The sequence below is a fragment of the Celeribacter sp. genome (assembly GCF_048266405.1).
Classification (GTDB): domain Bacteria; phylum Pseudomonadota; class Alphaproteobacteria; order Rhodobacterales; family Rhodobacteraceae; genus Celeribacter.
Genome location: NZ_JBLWZO010000001.1, coordinates 813,379 through 835,248, shown reverse-complemented (window position 1 = coordinate 835,248; position 21,870 = coordinate 813,379). Strand labels below are relative to the sequence as shown.

The following is a 21,870-nucleotide window of genomic DNA, read 5'->3' as shown; positions in this document are numbered from 1 at the left end:
TACGTTTGCCAAATGAATTGACAAGTTCGAAAGGAATCAGGTTACGGTTAGTAAAGCGGTTTACCAGAGGCCGGTCAACACTGAGACAACAGCGGGTCATATGACGTCAACATTACTTTTCAACGCAGCGATCCTGACTGCAGACATCGACGACAACAGCTTTGAGGGCGGTTGGATTTCCTTCGACGGACCGCAGATCACAGGGGTGGGGTCGCAAGAGTCCTGCCCGCCGCGCGAGGGGTTCGATCTTGTTCACGACCTGACGGGGCATCTTGTGATGCCCGGAATTATCAATGCCCATACCCACACGCCCATGATCCTGTTTCGCGGTCATGCGGAGGGGCAATCCCTGCTCACGATGGAGGGGTGGTATAACGCCATTCGCGAGCCTGAGTTGTCGCTGGTTGCCGAGGATATTCCGCCCGCTGTGGCGTTGTCCTGTGCCGAGATGGCCCTGTCGGGGACTACGACATTTTGCGAACAGTATTTCTTTGCGGACGAGATAGCTGAAGCGGTTGGATGTGCGGGGCTGAAGGCGGTCATCGCCTACGGCATCGTGCAACTGGGTGACGAGGAACGCGGGGCGCAAGAATTGGCAGCTGCGGGGGATTTTGCCCGTCGCCAGCGCAGCGCTGATGGTCGCATTATCCCGTGGTTCGGGCCCCACGCACCCTATGTTGACAATTCCGAAGCCTTGCTGCGCGAGGAAGTGGCGCTGGCCAACGAGTTGGGCTGCGGGATGCATTTGCATATGGCGGCAGGTCCAGAGGACAACGAGATCACCCAAGAGCTTTACGGCACGACGGCGACGGTTGCTCTCGAAAAGACAGGATTTTTCGAGGGCAGGGTTCATGCGGCGCATTGCCTTGATCTCTCTGACGACGACATCAAGGTGTTTGCCCGTGCGCCAGCTGCGTCTGTCGCTCATTGTGCTTCTGCTGCTATGCGCTCGGGTCGTCCGTCCATCTGCCCCGTCGTTCCGCTCAGGGAGGCGGGTGTCACCGTGGCGCTCGGCACCGATAATGTGGCGGCGAATAATTCCTACGACATGGTGGCGGAGATGCGGATGGCGGGACTGGTCGCCACCTACCGTCAGGGCGAGGCGCAACCGATTTCTGCGCGTGACCTCGTACGAATGGCGACAATCGAAGGCGCGAAGGCGCTCGGCATCGAGGACAGAACAGGGTCGCTCGAAGTTGGCAAGGCAGCCGATATCGCCGCGTTTGATATGCGAGGGACAGGGTGGTCTGAGACACCAGATTCAGCGGTGACGTTGGTCTATTCGGGGTCTGGGCGCGACTTGCGGCACCTGTGGGTCGATGGCGAACAGATCGTGCGGGACAGAACCTTGACACGCCGCCCCTACGAGGAAATCCGCTCCGAATACTCCGCAACCTACAAGACGTTCTGGGATCGCGTTGCGCTGGACAAAGCCGTGCGCGCTGAAAAAGAGAAGGCATCCCAATGACAAATCCACTCATTTTCGACACTGACGGCGGCATTGATGACGCGCAGGCTTTGGTGATGCTTCTTGCTCACGGGTTGCGTCCGATGGCGGTGACCACTGTGTTCGGCAATGTCACCCTTGCCAATGCCAGTCGCAACATGCGGGCAGTGCTCGCCCTGTGCGAGGCAACAGATATTCCTGTGATCGCGGGCGCCGACCGTCCACTTGCGCAGCCGATCATTCATGCCACCCATGTGCATGGCGAAGATGGACTGGCGGGTGCGCCGATCCCTGATGATCTGCCGCCGCTCGACCCGCGCCATGGAGTGCAGTTCATTGCCGATACGCTCGCGGATGCGGTTGAGGCGGGCACGAAGGTTGATCTGTTGATGATCGGGCCGCTTACCAATCTTGCTCTCGCCCTGCGGCTTAAGCCCGGGATTGAAGCGGGGATCGGAATGCTCACGATTATGGGCGGCACGATTTACGGTCGCGGCAACACGACCCCTGCCGCCGAGTTCAACATCTACGCCGATCCCGAAGCCGCCGACATCGTGCTGCGCGCTGATATTCCGACGCGGATCGTCCCTTGGGAGCCTTGCACAACTCACACCATTTCTGGCGAGGAGATGGACGCGATCTATGCGGGCTACACTGACGATGCTCTGGGTGCCTTCAACAAAGCCATCGCCGATCAGACCCGCGCTGTGTCTCTTCGTTTCGGCGGATGCGACGAATTCCGCTTTGTCGATCCCTTCGCGGCGGCAGTCGTTCTCGACGACAGCTTGATCCAAACAACGGTCGAGGCCTCCTCTGCGGTGGTGCTCGCGCCAGGTCTCACCCGCGGGATGACCCTTGTCGATCCGTCGGGGCGGCTAGAAACGCCACCTGTGACCTTTATCGAGACGGGCGATATCGCCCGACTAACCGAAATCCAAACCGCCGCAGTGCGGTGGAGACCTTGAAGACCAAAAACAGACCCCAACAGGAGACCAACAATGCCCATCAATATGACACGTCGTCAGGCCGCGCAGATGCTGCTGGCTTCAACTCTTGCGGCGGCTGCCGCGCCTTCTGCGCTTCTTGCTCAGGACAAGCTTAAAGTTGCACTAGTTCTGCATGGCACACTCGGCGACAAATCTTTCCTCGACTCCGCGGCAGCAGGCATGGCCCGCGCCGAAAAGGAATTGGGCGTCGAAGTGACGATCATCGAGGCCAGCAACGACCGTTCGCGCTGGCAGCCCGCTCTGGCCGACGCTTGCGATCAGGGCTTTGATGTCATTATCTGCGGCACTTGGGAAATGAATGGCTTCATGCAGGAGCTGGCGCCAGAATACCCTGATACGAAATTTATCCTGTTCGACGATGCGCCCGATTTCTCGGCGGGTGACTTCTCGAACATTCTCGGAATTACCTATAAAACGTCGACTGCGGCCTATCTCGCAGGTTATGCTGCGGCGAAAGTGTCTAAGACCGGCAAGATCGGGGAAATCCTCGGTGTCGAAGGCACAACCATTCTGGAATTTTCTGTTGGCTTCGAACAGGGCGCGAAGGCCGCCAACCCCGATGTGGAGGTCGTGCGTGCGGTTGCTGGCACCTTCACCGACCCTGCCAAGGGCAAGGAACTGGCGCTGGCGCAATTCGCGCAAGGCGTAGATGTGGTGTTCCCGATTGCGGGCGGCACAGGTATCGGTGCGCTTCAGGCGGCCCGTGATGAAGGATTGATGGGCGTTGGCGTCGATAGCGATCAGGCGGCGATCTTTGCGGAAACGGACCCCGCACAATCCGCAGTCATTCTGACGTCAGTTGAGAAGAAGGTGGGCGACTCTCTTGTCTCTATTTTGGAGCAGACCATCGCCGGGACCGCGCCTTATGGCTCCGCCGTGCTGCTTGGTCTTTCTGACGGTGCCGTCGGAATCTCGAAAAATAGCTACTACGAGGCGTTGGTGCCTGAGGACGTGCGTGCCGAGATCGAAGCCGTGGAAGCGCAGATCATCGCGGGCGAAATCGACGTCGAAACCGTAATGCAATAACGCGCAAGCACCATTGCCCGCCCCACGTATCGGGGCGGGCAATTTCTGAACGAGGCGATGCATGAAGACCGCAATCGAAGCCGTAAACATAACAAGAATATATCCGGGTGGGACCGTCGCGAACCAAGGGGTGACCCTTCGGGTGCGCCCTGGCGAAGTGCATGCCGTGGTGGGTGAAAACGGCGCTGGGAAGTCGACCTTGATGAAGGTGCTTTTCGGGTTGGAAAAACCCGACGCGGGTACCTTGCTGGTAAATGGCAAGCAAACCGCGTTTGACGGGCCGCGTGATGCCATCGACCACGGTATCGGCATGGTGTTTCAGCATTTTTCACTGGTGCCGTCCTTTAAGGTTTATGAGGTTGTTGTGCTCGGCTCGGAGCCGCGCCGTGGAATCCGTTTTGACCGCGCAGCCGCAATCGAGAAGGTTCAGGCGCTTTCCGAGAAATTTCGTTTGAACGTCGACCCAGAGGCGCGGGTGTCGAGCCTGCCCGTGGGACAACAACAGCGTGTCGAAATTCTCAAAGCGCTTTATCGCGATGCGCGCATTCTCATTCTCGACGAGCCGACCGCCGTGCTTGCGCCGCAGGAAGTCGAGGAGCTTTTCGTCGCCATCCGCGCACTTGTCGCCGAGGGGCGCACGGTGATCTTCATCGCACACAAACTCCCAGAGGTGCTGGATATTTCCGACCGTATCACGGTGATGCGGGCGGGAAAAACCGTCGGATCTGTCGAGACATCTTCTGTCACCGAAAACGAGTTGGCGGCGATGATGGTCGGTCACGAAGTGGTGCTGCGCGTCGACCGTTCGGCATACGAAGGACAACGCAAACTCAGTGTTGAAAACCTTGTCATCCGAAATGGCGCGGGTCGAGTGCTCGCAGAAGATCTCAGTCTGAATGTGAACGGCGGCGAGATTGTCGGGCTGGTTGGGGTCGAGGGGAATGGTCAAGCGGAACTGCTTGAAACCATCGGCGGACTTAGGCCTGCGGCGGGCGGACGGATCGTGTTAGAGGATTTGGAAGTTACCGATCTTTCGGTGCTTGCGCGGCGCGAAAAGGGAGTGGCCTCGATCCCCGAAGACCGGATTGCCGAAGGACTCGCAATCGGCGCGACCACGGCCGAAAATCTGGTGGCGACACGCCTCGACAATCCGCGTTTTGTGCGCCGAGGCCTGCTCGATATGAAAGCCATAACCGAAAATGCCCGCGTCCTGATCGACCGTTTTTCGATCCGCGTCGGTGGTCCCGAGTTTCCGGTGGGAACCCTGTCGGGGGGCAACATGCAGAAGGTGGTTGTCGCGCGCGAGCTGGCGGAGCAGCCCGAGGTGCTTTTGGTAAACCAGCCGACACGGGGGGTCGACCTTGCTGCTACGCAATTCATCTGGAAATCGATCACCGATGCTCGAGACGGTGGTGCTGCCGTCCTTCTATCTTCCGCCGACCTTTCGGAATTGCTGGCGCTCTCCGACCGGTTGGTAGTGTTCTATCATGGCCGCATCGTTGCGGCTTTTGCGAATGATGAAACCGTCACTGCCGAGATGCTGGGCGCATATATGCTCGGCATCAGCACGCAGGACGGTGCCGAAATGAAAGCTGCCTTGCAATGAGCGACCTTCGCCCCTCCCGCCTTTCTTCCGTCCTTGCCGATAGTTCGCGTGCATTGATCGCGCTGGCCGTCGCTCTGCTTGCGGCTTTTGCGATCATCCTGCTTATGTCCGACGATCCGGCCAAGGCCTTCGACACCTTCCTTACTGGGCCGTTGGGCTCGGCGCGGACACGGGGGCTGTGGATTGACGATGTGGCCAAGCTCACACTGACGGGGCTTGCCTTCGTGCTGGTTTTTCAGGCCAAACAGTTCTCGCTTGGCGTTCAGGGACAGGTCTATTTCGGCGGGTTGGCAGCGGCCTTTGTGGCCCTGTCTCCCATCGGTCAGACGTGGGCGGGCATTCCTTTGGGGATGCTGGCGGCGATGATTACGGGGGCTGCCTACGGGTTTATCCCTGGCTACGCCAAGGCGCGATTCCAGGCCTCTGAGATCGTGTCGTCCCTGATGCTGAACTACATCGCCATTCGGGTGGTCAATTGGGTAGTGCGGGCGCATCTCGCACCCGAAGGCACAGGTCAGCTGATGAGCCCCAAATTCCCCGTGACAGCAACCTATCCGCCCTTCATTCCCAAAACGCGGTTCGACCTCGGCATCCTCTTTGCCCTGATAGCGGTCGGCGTGGTCTGGTTCCTGATCTACCGCACCCGTTGGGGGTTAAAGCTGCGGCTCGTCGGTGAAAACGCCCGGTTCGCGGAATATGCGGGGATTCATTCTTCGGCGGTGATGATTTCAGCCATGACCGTATCGGGCGCCATTGGCGGGCTTCTTGGCTCCGTCTTCGTGCAAGGCCAAGCCTTCAAGCGCATCGCCATAGACTTTGATAGTAACCTCGCTTTCGAAGGCATCCTGATCGCCATTGTCGCCCGCGACAAGCCGCTTGCCGTGCCCTTCGTCGCGCTCGGATACGGCTACCTGCGCCAAGGGGCGCAGCTGATGGGGCTGCGCACGGATGTGCCGACAGAAATGATCGCCGTGGTTCAGGCTCTCATCATCCTGCTCGTCGCATCGAAATTCACCCTGCCGGGGCATGATACATTGGCCCGACTGTTCGGCCAGAAAAAGGAGAACTGATCATGTGGGACCTGCTGGCCGCAGTCTTTTCTGTAACCTTCTTTGTCACTGTCCTGCGGGCCACCACGCCGCTTTTGTTCGCGACGCTGGGGGGCTTGATCTCGGACCTGTCGGGGGCGCTCAACGTGGCGCTTGAGGGGATGATGCTCATTGCCGCACTGACGGCGGTGGTCACATCGGTCTACGCTCCGTGGTATGTCGCCGTCGTGGCGGGCGTCGGTGCGGGGGCGCTTCTGGGCTGCGTTATGGCGTTCTTTCACCTCAAGTTGAAAGCAGACGTGATCCTCGTCGGTTTCGGGGTCAATATCCTTGCCTCGGGCGGAACGGTTTTTGCCCTGTCCATCGCGACAGGCGGGGACAAGGGCACCTCGATCAACCTACCGTCGAAGTCGATCCCGACGATCGACCTGCCGTTTTTTGATGGCATCCCCGTCCTGAATCTGCTGTCTGGGCATTCGGCTTTGACATGGATCGGCGGTCTGTCGGTGTTCCTGCTGTGGTATTTTCTCTATCGCACCCCTTGGGGCCTGTGGCTGCGCGGGGTAGGTGAATATCCTGCCGCGCCCGAAGCCGCAGGGATCAACGTTTTGAAAGTGCGGTTCTGGGCGCTCGTGGCCTCGGGTGCCTTCGCGGGCATGGGCGGTGCGCAGCTTGCCATGTTCAACTACGTGGGCTTTACCCGCGATATGACCTCTGGGCGAGGGTTTATCGCGCTTGGGGCTGTGTTGCTCGGGGCGCGCCATCCTGTTGGGGCGTTGATCGCGGCGCTACTGTTCGGCCTGTTCGAGGCGCTGTCCATCGTGATGCCAAGTTTGTTTTCGTGGATTCCCTCGGAGTTGATCCAGACGATCCCCTTCCTCGTCACGATCATCGCGCTTGTGCTGTTTTCCGTCCGCGCCCGCCAGATCGCGAACAAGACATGAGTGGCGCTGCGATTGAGGTAGGCAACAGTGGTGGGTGCGCAGGCGGTGCCCTAGCCGACAATGATGTCACTCCCCGAAAGGTAATGATCCGATGATCCGTGATTTCCGACAAATGAGCTGGCCCGATGTGGAAGAGGCGCTCAAGTTGAACCTGCCCGCGATTTTGCCCTTGGGCGCGGTGGAGCAGCATGGTGCGCACCTTCCCTTGACGGTTGATGCCGATTTGGCGGAGGGGGTTGCGCGGGCGTTGGCCGCACGGACGGGAGCGCTGCTGTTGCCTGTGTGCACCTATGGCGAAACATGGTCGAGCGAGGCCTTTGCGGGCACGCTCTCGATTAGCCCCGAAACCCTGCGAGCAATGATCTTGGACATCGGGCGCGGCCTGATCCGCATGGGCGTGCCCGCGCTGATTACCCTCAATGGGCATTTCGGGAACAGCGGCCCCATCGGATTGGCCGCACGCACGCTTCAGGCCGAAGGTCTTCCCGTTCTTCATCTTGACTATCCCGACCTTGAAAAGATCGCGGGGCGGATTTGCACCAGCAAACCCGCGGGCCCCAGTTTTTTCCACGCCGATGAGGTCGAGACCTCGATGATGATGGCCCTGCGTCCCGAGGCAGTCGATCTAACGCGGGCAGAAGCGGAGTATCCCGCGTTCCCGCAGACTTTCGGCTACGAGCAGTTCCAGTTGCGCGACATTTCCAAAACCGGCGTGTTCGGTGATCCACGCGTGTCGACGGCGGAGAAGGGGGAGCAGTTGATCGAAGAGATTGTCGATGCTGCGATCCCGTTGGTCGATGCGTTTCTGTCTCGTCACGAATTAAGCGCACAGGACAGCGCTCAGGGAGAAGATCATGAGTGAGATGACGGGCACGGGGCCTCTTCCCGACGATCTTTTACCTGATGCGGGTGACGAGGTGCGGCTGCGACAGGCGCTGACCCTTGTCGCGCTCGGCAAGAAACCTGCTGACCTCATCGTGCGGGTGGGGCGGATGCTCGACGTGCATTCGGGGCTCTGGATGAACGACTGCGATATTGTCATCAGCGGTCGGCGCATTGCGTGGACGGGGCCATCGGGCACATGGTCGGGAACCGCCGCGCGGATCGAGGAACGCCTTGATCTCGCCGCCGTGCCAGGCTTTGGCGAGGTGCACAAACACATCGAGTCCTCGCATCTCACGCCCGAATGGGAAGCGGCTCTGGTTATGCCACATGGGTGCACATGGACTTGCGAGGCGAGCCACGAATATTCCAATGTCGATGGGCCGGGGAACCTTGAGTTCTGGCTGGCGCACCGCCGTGCGGGGATGCCCGCAAAGATTTTCCCATTGCCTGGATCGGCTGTGCCGCCAACCGCCTACGAGGGCGGGGGGGGCTACTTCGGTGCGAAAGAACAGGCCCAGTTTCTCGCCACGCCACAGGTTGCGGGTCTCGATGAGGTGATGGACTGGCCTGCGGTCTGGGACGCGAGAAACCCGAGCCACGACCGCCTCTGGGGCATGATTGGCGCGACATTCGCCGCCCGTGGTGTGGTCGAAGGCCATGCCGCAGGGATGCGCGACATCTCGGAGATTTCGGCCTTTGCCGCGGCGGGGATGGCCTCGGATCACGAAGCATGGACTGCACAGGAGGTGATGGACAAGCTCAACCACGGCCTCTTCGTGGAGCTGCGCCCGCATTCTTTGCCTGCTGCGATTTCCGACTTGCTAGAGATGGGACTGAAGAACTGGAGCCATCTTGCGCTGTGCACTGATGATCGCGCGGCACAGGACACGATGAAAATTGGCGCTACCGACCACAATGTGCGGTTGGCAATGGAGGCGGGGTTGCCTGTCGAGACTGCCATCCAGATGGTCACGCTCAACCCCGCGCGGCATATGCGGCTTACCCCTTGGGTGGGGGCCATCGCGCCGGGGCGCTACGCGGATTTGGTACTGCTCGACGACGTGGACACGCTGTCAATCGCCGAGGTCTGGGCCGACGGCCAGCAGGTTTCGCGCGGTCAGGACTATCTGCTCGACGTGCCAAAGATCGAGCGCCCCGAGCGGGCGCGAAACTCGGTCCGTTTGCCGCGTGATCTCACGGCGGAGGATTTCGCCATTGCCGCGCCTGAGGGGCGTGACGAGGTGACGGCGGCGGTGCTGCGTCCGTTCCATTGGGAGGATGACTTCCTCACCGTGACTTTGCCTGTAAAAGACGGGTTGGTGCAGCGCGACACGGCGCAGACAGTGACAAAATTCGCGGTGATTGACCGACATCTTGGCACGGGCCGCGTGGCGCGGATGTTCTGGCGCGGCACGGGCCCTGCGACAGCGGGAACGGCGCTGGCCTGCTCGATGGCGCATGATCAGCACAACATCTGGTCGGCGGGGTCTTGCGACGCGGCAATGGCGCTTGCGGTCAATACCCTGCGTGAGATGCAGGGCGGATGGGCGCTTGTGCGCGAGGGGAAACTCGTTGCCACCGTGCGTTACGAGATCGGCGGGTTGATGACCTGCCGCCCTGCGGAAGACCTCGCCCGCGAGATGGAGACGCTTTATGCTGAAGCCGAGAAGGTGGAGTGGATGTGGGAACCCACGTCTTCGCCCCGTTGGCACGCAGGCTTCCCCGAAAGACTGGCCTTTGCGACCCTGACCTGTGCGCCGTGGCGTTGGGTGTTGGTGGCACCGAGCGACGAGAACCCCACGGGGTTCGTCAACGTCAGCACGGGCGAGACGCATCCGGTCGTCTGGTGAAACAACCGACTAACAAAACAAGAAACACGCAACAGGAGAGACCCAATGACCACACGCCAGACCCGACGCGCAATTTTGCGCGCGGCACTGCTCGCAGCGCCAATGCTGCTGCCAGCAGTTTCCTACGCCCAAACATCTGATACGGCGCTCAAGATCGCTATGATTATGCCGGGGCCGATCACTGACAATGATTGGAATTCCGTGGGCTATAACGGTCTTCAAGCAGCGGGTGAAGCGCTCGGTGCCGAAGTGGCCTATGCCGAGAATGTCACCGACGCTGATGCCGAACGCCTGCTGCGTGATTTCGCTTCGCGGGGCTATGATCTCGTGTTCGCACACAGCTTTTCTTTTGGTGATGCTGCGCTAAATGCGGCGGAAAGCTTCCCAAAAACCATTTTTATGGCCGGGACTGCCTCGGAACCGAGTGACAACCTCGGGACCTATTCCAACCCCGACTATCAAGGCGCCTACCTTGCCGGGATGCTGGCTGCGGGTGCGACTGAAACGGGCACTGTTGGCTGGGTTGGCGGGATGCCTGCACCGAACATGCTCGCCAACCTTCACGCCTATAAAGCGGGCGCTATGGAAGTGAATGCGGAGGTCAACGTGCTGCATACCTTTATCGGTAGCTGGTTCGATCCGCCCAAGGCCAAGGAAGCAACGATTGCCCAGATCGAACAGGGCGCGGATGTGGTGAGTGCCCAGGGTGTCGGTGTGATCGACGGTGCGGCGGAGAAGGGCGTGCTCGCGCTCGGTGCCATGACGGACCAGAACTTCCTCGGAGAAGAAACGGTTCTCACCAGTGTGACATGGGACTTGGGGCCACTTATTACTGCTGTTGGTGAAGCGGTCTTGGATGGGAGTTGGGCCAGTCAGAACTGGTCTTACGGTGTCGCCTCCGATTCCGTTGGTCTTGCGCCGTTCCACGGTCTCGACACCAATGTGGATACTGTTGTGATGGAGGCTGTTGAGGCCAAGATTGCGGCGATCAAGGATGGCAGCTTCGAGGTTCCACTCGACACCAGCCCCGTCGATTGATCCGCTCATGACCACCACCTTGCCAAAATCCTCTTTCGCGCAGGCGGCCACATCGGTCAGCATGTCCGGCGTGACCATCGCGTTCGACAAGGTGGTGGCCAATCAAAGCGTGGATCTCGACGTCCGACACGGCGAGATCCACGCGCTCTTGGGCGAAAACGGCGCGGGCAAGACGACCCTCATGCGTGCGCTGTGCGGGCTGCTCCAACCTGACGCGGGCACCATAAGCCTCGACGGCAAACCCGTTGTCATCCGTGATCCGCAACGCGCACAGGAACTCGGCATCGGGATGGTGCACCAGCATTTCATGCTGATCGACACCATGACCGTGGCGGAAAATATCTCGCTTGGCCTGCCGCGAGCGCGTGCAGGGCGGCGGGTGTTCTTTCCCGATCTCGACCAGGTTGCGCAACAGATCGACGCGCTTGGTCGCCAGCATGATCTTCAGGTCAACCCCACGGCGCGCGTGGACAGTCTGACGGTCGCGGGCCAGCAGCGGGTCGAAATTCTCAAGGCACTCTACCGCGGCGCGAAGGTGCTTATCCTTGACGAGCCGACAGCGGTGCTTTCGCCGCAGGAAAGCCAGCGGTTGTTCGCAGTCCTGCGCTCACTTGCGGCACAGGGAACGGCGATCATTTTCATCAGTCACAAGCTGCACGAAGTCATGGCGGTGACGGACAGGATCACGGTTCTGCGGCGCGGGAAAGTGGCGGGGTGCCTCGAAACCGCGAAGACCACCGAGGACGAAATCGCGCGCCTAATGGTCGGAGCGCAAACCGTCCAGCCGTCGCGCACCTCTGCACCGCGCGTAAAAACAGGCACCGTCTTGCGCCTGCGCAATGCAGGTTTGACGGACGGGCGGGGTTTGCGCCTTCTTGACGGGGTCAACCTTGATATCGAAGCCTCCGAAATCCTTGGCGTGGCTGGCGTCGACGGGAACGGGAAATCGGAGCTTGCGGAGGTCGTGGTTGGATTGCGCAGGTTGACCGAAGGGCACATTGAGTTCGACGGCAAGGATGTCACACATGCCTCCACAGCAACACGGATCAATCGCGGCCTTGCCCATGTGCCCGAGGACAGGCACCGCACCGCGCTGGTGTCGGAAATGTCGGTGGCTGACAATGCGGTTATCGAGATGGCGGGCTGGCGCAGGTTTGCGCGGATGGGGCTGCTTAGGCGCGGGCGCATCGCCGCTTTCGCGCGGGATCTTGTGAAGGATTACGATGTGCGGCCAGGGGATATCACCCAACCCATCGGTGCGCTCTCTGGCGGCAACCAGCAGAAACTTGTGATGGGGCGGGCGCTGACGCGCGATCCCAAGCTGATCGTCGCCGTGCAACCCTCGCGCGGGCTGGACTTCGGAGCAACCGCCTTTGTTCAGGGGCGTTTGCTCGACAGTCGGGCAAGGGGCGCGGCGGTGATGTTGATCTCTGCGGAAATGGACGAGCTGGTCGCCTATTGCGATCGTATCGTCGTGATGTATCGCGGCTCGATCATCGGTGAACAAACAGGGCCGGATTACGACGTGGCCAAACTCGGATTGATGATGGCGGGACGCGCGACATGAGCGGCGAAACAACCGCAGGTGCACAGGCGCTTGCTTTTCTCAAGGACCGGCTGGTCGCGCAAAACGCGCTCTCGGGTGTCGTCGCTTTGACGCTGGCTTTCGGCGTGGGCGCTGTATTGATCCTGTCGATGGGCGTAAATCCGATACAGGCCTATGCGGTGTTGTTTCAAGCCTCGCTCGGTAGCCTGAACGGTCTGGCCGAAACCGCGATCCGCACCGTGCCTCTGGCGCTTGCGGGGATCGGGATTGCGCTGTCGTTCCGCGCAGGTGTGTTCAATGTGGGCGCAGAAGGGCAGATATTTATTGGCGGGGTCGCAACGGCCTTTGTCGGTGTCCAGCTTGCGGGGGCTCCGCCCGCCATCGTGATGCCCGCGATGATGCTTGCGGCACTGGCAGCGGGGGCTTTGTGGTCCTTGATCGCAGGGGTGCTCAAGCTGCGTTTCGGCGCGGATGAACTCATCACCACGATCATGCTCAACTATGTGGCCATCCACTTTGTCAGCTACCTGTTGCACGGGCCGTTGCAGGCACCTGCCTCGCCACTGGCGCAGACCGAGCGGCTGGCGCGGGAGTTTCGCCTGCCGATCCTTGTGTCGACGACGCGACTTCACGCGGGGATCGTGCTGGTGGTTCTCGTGACCATCGCGGCGCAGGTCTGGCTGTGGATGTCGGTGGGCGGTTTCAAACTCCGCGCGGTCGGCCATAACCCGCGGACGGCTGGCGCGGCGGGGATCAATGTGACGAGGGTCACTGTCTTAGCCTTTGTGCTCTGCGGGGCGCTGTCGGGACTAGCGGGATTTTCTGAAGTGGCTGGCGTGCATCGGCGCATGATCGAAAACCTCTCGCCAGGGTTCGGCTATACCGCGATTATTGTGGCTCTTCTGGGGCGCACCAGTCCGCTTGGCGTATTGATGGCCGCCGCGTTGTTTGCCGCGCTTCAGATCGGGTCGTCCACAATGGAAAGCGCACTTGGTGTTCCAGGGGCGTTGATTGCGATGATACAGGCATTGGTTGTGCTGTTCCTGATCGGGCAAGGGGCGCTCCTCGCGCCGATTACCCGCCTGTTGCGCCGACGTATGACTAAGGAGCCGCAACCATGATGGCCTTTCTGTCTGACCCAGTGTTTGCGGGCTTTCTGTCTGCCAGTGTGCGGCTCAGTATTCCGATCCTTCTGGCCGCGCTTGGCGGTGTCTTTGCAGAACGTTCTGGCGTGCTCAACGTGGGGCTAGAAGGGATGATGCTGGCGGGTTGTTTCGCGGGTTTCATGATCACCTTCCAAACTGATCTTCTGATCCTCGGGCTGCTCGCTGCGATGATCGTTGGAGGGGGTGTGGGGCTGTTGCTCGGCGTGTTCGCGATTAGCCTTCGGGCCAATCAGGTGGTGGTCGGGATCGCAATCAACCTGCTTGTCGCGGGAGCCACGGCTTTCCTCTTCCGACTGGCCTTTCGTGCTGGGGCCGAGACACCACGGATCACGCCTTTCGCCGCGCTCGATTTCGGCCCGCTGGCGACGATCCCCGTATTGGGGCCGATGCTATTCAGCCATGACATCCTTACCTATGCGGCGCTTGGCCTCGTGGTGGTGTCATGGGTGGTGCTGTGCCGTTCGACCATCGGACTTGCGGTGTCGGCGGTTGGCGAAAACCCTGTGGCGGCCACCACGCTCGGCCTCTATGCCATCCGCACGCGCTACCTCGCCGTGATCGTCAGCGGTGTTCTGGCGGGGCTCGGCGGGGCGTTCCTGTCGATGAGTGCTACGGGGCTGTTTCTCGACAATATGACGGCGGGGCGGGGGTATATCGCGCTGGCGATCCTGATCCTTGGACGCAGGCATCCCTTCGGAATCGTTGCTGCATCGCTGGTGTTCGGGGCAGCCGAAGCCCTGCAACTGCGCGCGCAACTGATGCCAACGGGTGTGCCGCTACAGGCGCTCATCGTTCTGCCCTATGCGCTGACACTGGTGGTGCTCGCGGGGTTTGCGGCTAAAAGTGGGGCACCGAAATCACTCGGCCAGCCGTTCCCGAAATCGGGTGTGCGGTAGCCGGTGTGAAAGGCTGAACTATCTTCAAAATTCTTTCATGAAGGTGTTTGTGGTTCGTTCGGTTTCTTTTTGTAAAAGCGATTAATGACCCTCTGGTTAAAGCGGCTTTTTATGCAGCTCCGCATTTGGCGAGGAAAATGTACGGCAGAAATCAAAAAGGCGGTCCGCCATAAACCGCGCCCATCTTGTTTGAAGGGCACTGCTTTCCCAATGTTATTGCCGGAAAAAGTTTGGTGCATGTGAACCACAGTACCCATGCTGCGCTTAGGTTGGTGCAGACATTGATGAGATGTCGTGGTCGAATTCGGATTTGGACTGCCATGGAGAAAGTTTGACTGTAGGAACATCCCCTCCGCCATTGCCTATTGTAAGATATTTATTTCATTCATTAAGCACCATGCGCATGGTGTTTATCATGTTTTGTTGTGTATTTTAAAATTGGCTGAAGATGGGGCTGAAGATGGGTTGGAAAATGCCCTCATTAAGGGTGCTGTCGGACCAAGACGAGGCTTGGACTTATTTTGTCCGCAAGATTCTTCGGTTTTAGTGTTGGACGCGGTGGTTCGATGCTCAGCCGCTTGGCTGTCTTGCATCACCTTTGACAACCAGCCTCCCACATGATCTGGAACCTTCATAGTTTGACTGTGACTTGATTACGGACAAATTCACGGCCAGCCGTCTAACGGGATACCCGATTTAAGTAACCGAATTGCGCGGTGTGGTAGGCCTTGAGGTGAAATGTCAGGCGCACCGCATTGCCCCAAGTTTGCGCCAAATTATCCCAACTGTGTTACGTGGTCGAAAGCCGCTTTGGCCCATTTAGGGTGCGCGTTCTGACTTCGTCCCCTGTGTGTAGATCGGGCCTATGGGTCACTCCATCGATGCCAAAACAAAGTGCGTACAGGTATCGGACCAAGCCTGTATTTCTGATGGTTTCCCGTCGTAGTTTGGGTCTAGGACCGCTTCGCGTTGGGCGCCGTTGATCATGCTGCGCAGGAGGCCAGCTCTTTCGCGGATCTTGTCCTCGTCCAAGGAGGAGAGGCCGGAGCACAGTGTGACGAAACGTTGGTCGAAGGCTTGGGCCACTTTGTGGATGGACGAGAGGTAGTTGTCGCGAAACTCGGGGAATTGGGCTTGTTCGGCAAAAACCGCGCGGGCTTTTCGGACGCCTTCGTTGCTGAGAACAAGGTCTGAGTAGGCGCGGGACAGGGCCAATATCGCACCGTCGCGAGACGTCACATCGGCTGGGGTGTCGAGATGGGCGATGCTTGTTTCAATCGCGTCGTCAGCAACCAGTCTGAACAGGTTCGCCTTGTTCGATACGGTTTTGTAAATTGTGCGGGTGGACATGCCTGCTTTGCGAGCTACGGCCTCGATGCTCGTGCCTGCGTAACCTTCGCTGAGAAAGACTTCGCCTGCGACTTTGATGAGTAGTGCGCGCGTCTCTTGTTCTGTGCGCACAGAGGGGCGCCCACGGGGGCGTTTTGTCTTGGTCGCTTTGGGCTGTGTCATGTCGGCTCCTCACGTCGCTTTATAAAAATATAAATTTTCATAAATCAAGTGTCTGTTGCTTTGTGCGACTTTTTGGGGTGTCACGAATGCTTGTGGCGCGTAGTTTGTCATTGACTCACTTGTCAAAATGATTTTAGAAAACCACAATTTTCCAAAACAAATGAAACATCGAGGACTACCGATGAAACCGAACAAAACCGCAGTTATCGCAGTGATCGCCGTCGCCGCTGCAGCGGGTTATCTGGCTTGGACCGTGAGCCAACCCGCGACCTATCTTGTGCAGGGCGAAGTCGAGGCGACACGCATTGACTTGTCCGCGATGATTTCGGCGCGTGTCTCCGAAACCCCTGTGGATGTCGGTGATCGCGTCGCGGCAGGGGATGTTTTGGTGGAGATGGAAAGCGCGATACTGGAGGCGCAACATGCCGCCGCACTCGCCGCACTGGAGGTCGCGCGTGCCAATCGCGATCTCACATACTCCACGCGACCAGAAACAATTGCAGCAGCTGAGGCGCAGTTGGAATCGGCGCGTTCAAACGTATCCTTGGCGCAAAGTAACTATGACCGGATCACACAGTTGCGCAGCGAATCTGTCGTGTCGCAGGCGGGTTTGGATCAGGCTGCCAACCAACTGACCGCCGCGATACAGGCACAAGCCGCTGCGCAGGCCAGCCTTGACCAAGCCCGCAATGGTGCGAGCCCAGAGCAAAAAGCTGTGGCCGATGCGCAGGTCAAGCAAGCCGAAGCCTCCGTCGCACAGACCTCGGCGAGTGTGGATGAGTTGACCGTTGTGTCGCCTATCGACGGTGAGGTAACGACACGCACCTCGGAAAAAGGCAAACTGTTTAGTGCAGGGGCACCCTTAATCTCGATCGTGGATGTGGATCACGCGTGGTTCACCTTTAACCTGCGTGAGGATTTTCTTGAGGGGCTTGAGGTTGGTCAGCCGTTGAAAGTTCGCGTGCCTGCTCTTGGCGAGGATGCAGATCTGATTGATGCGGTGATTTCCTCGATCAACGTGCAGGGGAGTTACGCCAATTGGCGCGCGACTAAGGCTACAGGCGATTTCGATCTGCGCACCTTCTCCGTTCGTGCCGACCCCGTTGCGCCTGTTGCGGGATTGCGTCCGGGCATGAGCGTTTTGGTGGATTGGCCTGCCACAAACCGTAGCGGAAAGTAATCCAGTGACCTCCTCCCACCTTCCTCCCGGTTTTCGTCGCATCTGGCGGCGTGAGTTGCGCCAGATCGCAACGCGGCCTGCGCTTGCCTTTATGCTCGTGCCCTTGCCGTTAATCCTGTTCCTCGCATTGGCCGTGGTGTTCGCTCCGGGTTTGCCGCGTGATTTGCCTGTGGCCGTTGTCGATCTGGATGGATCAACCACGTCACGGCAGATCGTGCGCATGGTTGATGCGACCTCGGATGTCGAGGTGGTCGAACAAGTCACGACACTCTCAGAGGCGCGGCAGGCGCTTGTCGCGCAGCGGGCCTATGCGATTTTGATGATCCCCGCCGAGATGGAGCATGATCTGTTGCTCGGGCAACGGCCCGAGGTTGTGGTGTTTTCCAACAGCCAGTTCCTGACTGCGGGCGGCATTGTCGGACGCAGTGTGAGTACGGCGGTCTCTACGGTGTCGGCGGGTGTGTCATTGCGGTTGCTTGAGGCTAAGGGAATCGGGACGGATCGCGCGATGGACCTGATTACGCCCATCCCTGTGCAGCAAAGTCCGCTATTTAACCCGTCGCTTGATTACATCCAGTTTCTTCTCTCCACGGTGATGCCGACCGTTCTGCAAATCTTTATCTGCGCCACGGCGGTTCTGTCGTTCTCGCGTGAGCATCACTCGCCCAATGGTATGGCGCGTTTGTTGCGTCTGTCGAAAACGCCTGCGCGTGCCATTCTGGGAAAGCTGCTTCCATATACCTTTGTCGGCACCTTCGTATTGTTGCTTGGGGACGTGTTGTTGTTCAGCTTTTTCGACGCCAGTTTCCGCGGCAATGTGATCGTGTTCTTCCTCAACGGGTTCATGTTCATTCTGGCCTGTCAGGCGATGGGGGCGTTCATCGCCTTGCTTGCCAAAGATACGACAGGGGCGCTCGGCATGATGGGGTTGATCGTCGCACCTTCTTTCGGGTTCGCGGGGGTCAGTTTTCCACGTTTCGGGATGACGGCCTTCTCACAAATCTGGGGCGCGATCATTCCGCTGACTCCCTATCTCCAACTGCGCACCGACCAGACATTGCGCGGAGCGCCTTTGGAATATTCGCTGCCAACGATGGCGTGGCTCTTCGCGCAGCTTGTGGTGTTCGCGACCCTGTTGTGGATCATGACGCGCAAGACAATGGCGCAGGAGACAGCGGAGCCCGACGTCGCATCCGCCACTTCTAAAGACGGGAAGGCATGAACATGTTGCGCCGTTTCCTCTCTGATGTTTTTGCCGCTATCCGCACAATTCTGGCGGATGATAGTGCCCGATCCACGATGATTGTGGGCATTTTGATCTATAGCGTACTTTACCCGCAACCCTATGTGGGCGAGGTGCTGCGCGATGTTCCTGTGGTCGTCATCGACCAAGACAACTCAAGCGCCAGCCGCAGTTTTGTGCGCAACATTGATGTGACGGATTTGGTCGATGTAGTCCAATCCGCACCTGATATGGAAAGCGCACAAGACGCCTTTTTCCGGCGGGATGTCTACGGCATTGTCGTTATCCCTGCGGGGTTTGAGGCCGATATCCTCGCCAGTCGCCCTGCGCCCGTGGCCGCCTACAGTGATGGCAGCTATTTGTTAATCTATTCAAATGTGATGAAGGCGGTGGCAACGGTTGCGGGAACCATGGGCGCTCAAGTCAACTACGCCCGCCTGACAGCAATGGGTGTGGATGATGGTGTGGCCCGCACGGCCCTGTCGCCCATAGCGGTGACAAATGTATCCGTGTTCAACCCGCAAGGGGGCTATGCCAGTTATGTGGTGCCTGCGGCCTTTGTCCTGATCTTGCAGCAAACCTTGTTGATGGGGATCGGGCTTCTTCATGCGGGGCGCAGGCTTCCTACGGGGCGGCGTTTGGCGGCGACGATAGTGGCCTACTTTTCGCTCTATATGATCTGGATCGTGTTTACGCAGATGACCTTGCCCTACTTCTACGCCATTCCGCGAACGGGTGATCTTGGCACGCTATTGATGATCGCGGTGCCATTTCTTTGCGCCTCGATCGCGATGGGGTTTGCGATTTCTCTGGCCATTCCGTGGCGTGAAGGGGTGGTGTTCTTCCTCGTCGTCATGGGGATGCCACTGTTTTTCCTGTCAGGCATTTCGTGGCCCGTGGAAATGATCCCCGAACACTTGCGGATACTGTCGTTACTTGTGCCATCTTCAACAGCGATTTCCGCATTCGTCGCCGTGGACCAGATGGGGGCCTCTGCACTTGACGTTGCGGCCGCGATTAAGACGCAGCTCGGATTGACAGTGGGCTATACGGTTTTGGCGGTGGTTTTGTCACGATTGACGCGCCACCGCCATTAGGCGTCACGTTAAGTGAAACAAGGGTGTTTGGGTCGCCGGACGGCATTAATCTACTTTGGCGTGTATTTTTAATCTACCCTAGCGTGCATTAAGGTGCCATCATTCAATCTGAAAGGATTGAGTGATGATTCCAGTTCGAAGATTCGGTCACTTTGACATTGCATGTCTGTCCCGTTCGCAATTGGTCGATACATTCTTCGCTGCGCACAGTGAGGGTGTAGAGCGGGCTCAGGTGGTCATGGATGCAAACGGGCATGCCTTATCCCTTGCTCAAACCTCGTCTGTGTTTCGGAATTCCATCGCGCAGGCGGATCTCATTCATGCCGATGGCGGGTTTCTCGTGACCATGTCCCAGAAGGTCAAAGGCAATGTGATCCCCGAGCGGTCCGCGACAACGGATATGATCCATGACTTTGCCGCAGCCTTTGAAAAGTCAGGACATAGTTTTTTCCTGTTAGGTGCGGATGAGGAGACAAACCGGGACTGCGCCAAGAAGCTTCAATTGCTCTACCCGAATTTGAAAATCGTCGGACGGCATCACGGGTTCTTCTCTGAGGAAGAGGAACAGGATGTCATCGCACAGATCAATGCGGTCAAACCGGATGTGGTTTGGGTCGGTCTTGGAAAGCCAAAGGAACAATCTGTCAGTTTGCGGTTAAGGGATCAGATCAACGCGACTTGGATCATAACCTGTGGCGGTTGTTACAATTACATTACCGGTGCCTATCCCCGTGCGCCACAATGGATGCAAAACAATAATCTTGAATGGTTGCATCGTATGCTGACCAATCCCCAGAAGTTGTTTTGGCGCTACCTTGTGACGACGCCACATGCGCTTTGGATTGTCGGACGTGGTGCGTTGAAGTAACGGACCTCCGGTTTTTTTCTCAGCCCCAAACGATGCAATTCGTTTGGGGCCTTTATTGGTATGATGTGGTGTTGAGCCTTTTTTGCCTCACAGGGAAAGTGCCCGATCGTAGAGGTAAAGTGCTGACACTCGCGCGTGAGCGGGTCCGAAGTGAAGCGTGGCCGCATCGCTCAAGTCGATGGTTGTGTCGGACGGCATCCCCCCGTCAAGTGCAAGCGACATCGTGCCCGTCTGCCACGACAGGGCGAGTTGGTGAGGCGCATTGAACGAGACTGTGGCGGGGTGTGTCGAGGTGTTGAGAGATAGGCTCCCCGATCCATCACGCGACAGTTGTGCCACAACCGTCCCGCTGCCATCTTTGAAGGCAAGAATGTCACTGTCCTCACCGTGCAGCGTGGCAAGCTCAAGAATGCAGCCTCCCTTGTCTGGTGCGAACCACATTCCTAAGGGAAGATGTGGTGTGTCAGCCGGACGGGTGTGCTGTGCCGTTGTCGTCTGGATGTAATCCGTCGCATTTTGTCCGTTCTCGACTTGCGCGGCATAGGCAATAACGGTTTGTCCCGCTGTGGTGCTGCTTGGCCCGACGCCGAAGGTGACATTCGAAACGGTCGATGTGGCAGTGACCTGAAAACTTACCCTCCACAGACCACCGATTTGTTCTTGCGAGAGGTTCGAAATAGTCCCGCCTGATTGGTAGGTGGCGGCTAAGGCGCCGATGGTCCCTTCCACAATCAAATCAACGCCCGCGCCATAAAGTTCGAGGCGTGCGCGGCCCGATGTGCCCGCCGCGATCCATGTGCTGACGGTGAAATCTGCCCCTGCGGTCAAGGTGAACATATTGCTAAAGGCGCGTCCCCACGAGACGCCACCACTTGTGATGACACATCCATCCAGTCCCGCAAATGTCATGCCACTTGCCGGTTGGATTGTGGTGCTTCCGTTCGTTCCCCAACCCGAGGAGGCAACAGCGGACGGGTACACCAGATTGATCCGTTCGGGTTCGAGCACCAGTCCCTTCGTCGCGCCGAGAAAGAGGCTTTGATCTAGCCGTGCGCCAAGGAGCGGGGCGCTGACGTCGCGCCCTGCAACTCGCCAGTCGCGTGTCGTGAAATCGAGCGCCAAAACGGGAGCAACCCCATTTGACGCCGTGATCGCATCCCGTTCAACCGCAGCGAATACTTGCGGTCGATGCGCGATGACCGAACAGTTTTGAGTGATCGTCATGCGAGCACCAATGCATGGATTCCCGACGCTGTGGTGCCTGTTTCCAAGACGCGTGTGACCCCAACGGGCAGAATGCTCAATGCGCCGACTGCGACGGTACGGATTTCGCCCTTTGCCGTTTCACACACGATGGTTCCCGCCGTTTCACAATACAGGCCAATGGCGGTGACAGGCAAAGACAGGCTGTCGTCCGGTGTGACAGGCGCGATATCATACGCAGGGCCGGACAGGGGAAGCGCGCGGCCCGTTTGGAAAGGATTAGACATGATGTACCTCGTGATAGGAT

Annotated in this window: 19 protein-coding genes; 16 read left to right on the top strand and 3 right to left on the bottom strand. The window is 58.8% G+C overall.

Translation table 11 applies throughout. From position 1 onward, the window contains the following. Nucleotides 1-100 precede the first annotated feature (100 nt). The 12 genes from ACN0TS_RS04185 to ACN0TS_RS04130 all read left to right on the top strand — a co-directional run bounded on the left by ACN0TS_RS04185 (nt 101) and on the right by ACN0TS_RS04130 (nt 14,460). Complete coding sequence (locus ACN0TS_RS04185) at nt 101-1,468, top strand: amidohydrolase family protein (RefSeq protein WP_417258048.1); 1,368 nt, start codon at nt 101-103, stop codon at nt 1,466-1,468. Beyond that, the gene (locus ACN0TS_RS04180; RefSeq protein WP_417258047.1) at nt 1,465-2,412 is read left to right on the top strand and encodes a nucleoside hydrolase; all 948 of its coding nucleotides are present in this window, start codon (nt 1,465-1,467) and stop codon (nt 2,410-2,412) included. The genes ACN0TS_RS04185 and ACN0TS_RS04180 overlap by 4 nt, the downstream gene beginning before the upstream one ends. 33 nt (nt 2,413-2,445) lie before the next feature. Next, the gene (locus tag ACN0TS_RS04175) at nt 2,446-3,480 is read left to right on the top strand and encodes a BMP family lipoprotein (RefSeq protein WP_417258046.1); all 1,035 of its coding nucleotides are present in this window, start codon (nt 2,446-2,448) and stop codon (nt 3,478-3,480) included. Between the two features lie 61 nt (nt 3,481-3,541). Then, nucleotides 3,542-5,086 (top strand): ABC transporter ATP-binding protein, encoded by a 1,545-nt coding sequence (locus ACN0TS_RS04170; protein WP_417258045.1) that lies wholly within the window; start codon nt 3,542-3,544, stop codon nt 5,084-5,086. Further along, nucleotides 5,083-6,156 carry an ABC transporter permease gene (locus ACN0TS_RS04165; RefSeq protein ID WP_417258044.1) on the top strand — a complete coding sequence of 358 codons (1,074 nt, stop codon included), beginning with the start codon at nt 5,083-5,085 and terminating at the stop codon, nt 6,154-6,156. The genes ACN0TS_RS04170 and ACN0TS_RS04165 overlap by 4 nt, the downstream gene beginning before the upstream one ends. Nucleotides 6,157-6,158: 2 nt before the next feature. Beyond that, nucleotides 6,159-7,079 (top strand): ABC transporter permease, encoded by a 921-nt coding sequence (locus ACN0TS_RS04160; RefSeq protein WP_417258043.1) that lies wholly within the window; start codon nt 6,159-6,161, stop codon nt 7,077-7,079. 91 nt (nt 7,080-7,170) lie between these two features. After that, nucleotides 7,171-7,941: a creatininase family protein gene (locus ACN0TS_RS04155; RefSeq protein ID WP_417258042.1), complete on the top strand. Its 771-nt coding sequence runs from the start codon at nt 7,171-7,173 to the stop codon at nt 7,939-7,941. Next, nucleotides 7,934-9,814 carry an adenine deaminase gene (locus ACN0TS_RS04150; RefSeq protein ID WP_417258041.1) on the top strand — a complete coding sequence of 627 codons (1,881 nt, stop codon included), beginning with the start codon at nt 7,934-7,936 and terminating at the stop codon, nt 9,812-9,814. The genes ACN0TS_RS04155 and ACN0TS_RS04150 overlap by 8 nt, the downstream gene beginning before the upstream one ends. 45 nt (nt 9,815-9,859) lie before the next feature. Further along, a complete protein-coding gene (locus ACN0TS_RS04145) occupies nt 9,860-10,852 on the top strand; it encodes a BMP family protein (protein WP_417258040.1) in 993 nt (330 codons plus the stop codon). A gap of 7 nt (nt 10,853-10,859) precedes the next feature. Then, nucleotides 10,860-12,419: an ABC transporter ATP-binding protein gene (locus ACN0TS_RS04140; protein WP_417258039.1), complete on the top strand. Its 1,560-nt coding sequence runs from the start codon at nt 10,860-10,862 to the stop codon at nt 12,417-12,419. Next, entirely contained in the window at nt 12,416-13,519 is a 1,104-nt protein-coding gene (locus ACN0TS_RS04135; RefSeq protein WP_417258038.1) for an ABC transporter permease, read from the top strand. The genes ACN0TS_RS04140 and ACN0TS_RS04135 overlap by 4 nt, the downstream gene beginning before the upstream one ends. After that, the gene (locus tag ACN0TS_RS04130) at nt 13,516-14,460 is read left to right on the top strand and encodes an ABC transporter permease (protein WP_417258037.1); all 945 of its coding nucleotides are present in this window, start codon (nt 13,516-13,518) and stop codon (nt 14,458-14,460) included. The genes ACN0TS_RS04135 and ACN0TS_RS04130 overlap by 4 nt, the downstream gene beginning before the upstream one ends. A gap of 870 nt (nt 14,461-15,330) precedes the next feature. Here the strand turns inward: ACN0TS_RS04130 and ACN0TS_RS04125 are convergent. Beyond that, entirely contained in the window at nt 15,331-15,972 is a 642-nt protein-coding gene (locus tag ACN0TS_RS04125; protein WP_417258036.1) for a TetR/AcrR family transcriptional regulator, read from the bottom strand. A 181-nt stretch (nt 15,973-16,153) separates the two neighbouring features. On the opposite strand from ACN0TS_RS04125, the gene ACN0TS_RS04120 reads away from it, so the two are divergent. From ACN0TS_RS04120 to ACN0TS_RS04105, 4 genes are all read left to right on the top strand, one after another. Next, nucleotides 16,154-17,152, top strand: coding sequence for an HlyD family secretion protein (locus tag ACN0TS_RS04120; protein ID WP_417258035.1), 999 nt, complete (start codon nt 16,154-16,156; stop codon nt 17,150-17,152). 4 nt (nt 17,153-17,156) lie between these two features. Continuing rightward, nucleotides 17,157-18,374: an ABC transporter permease gene (locus ACN0TS_RS04115; protein ID WP_417258034.1), complete on the top strand. Its 1,218-nt coding sequence runs from the start codon at nt 17,157-17,159 to the stop codon at nt 18,372-18,374. After that, nucleotides 18,371-19,492, top strand: a complete 1,122-nt coding sequence (locus ACN0TS_RS04110) for an ABC transporter permease (RefSeq protein WP_417258033.1) — start codon at nt 18,371-18,373, stop codon at nt 19,490-19,492. The genes ACN0TS_RS04115 and ACN0TS_RS04110 overlap by 4 nt, the downstream gene beginning before the upstream one ends. 124 nt (nt 19,493-19,616) lie before the next feature. After that, entirely contained in the window at nt 19,617-20,360 is a 744-nt protein-coding gene (locus ACN0TS_RS04105; RefSeq protein WP_417258032.1) for a WecB/TagA/CpsF family glycosyltransferase, read from the top strand. Between the two features lie 87 nt (nt 20,361-20,447). Here the strand turns inward: ACN0TS_RS04105 and ACN0TS_RS04100 are convergent, their stop codons facing one another. Then, nucleotides 20,448-21,584: a phage head spike fiber domain-containing protein gene (locus ACN0TS_RS04100; protein ID WP_417258031.1), complete on the bottom strand. Its 1,137-nt coding sequence runs from the start codon at nt 21,582-21,584 to the stop codon at nt 20,448-20,450. Continuing rightward, a complete protein-coding gene (locus tag ACN0TS_RS04095) occupies nt 21,581-21,850 on the bottom strand; it encodes a spike base protein, RCAP_Rcc01079 family (RefSeq protein WP_417258030.1) in 270 nt (89 codons plus the stop codon). The genes ACN0TS_RS04100 and ACN0TS_RS04095 overlap by 4 nt, the downstream gene beginning before the upstream one ends. Nucleotides 21,851-21,870 lie beyond the last annotated feature (20 nt).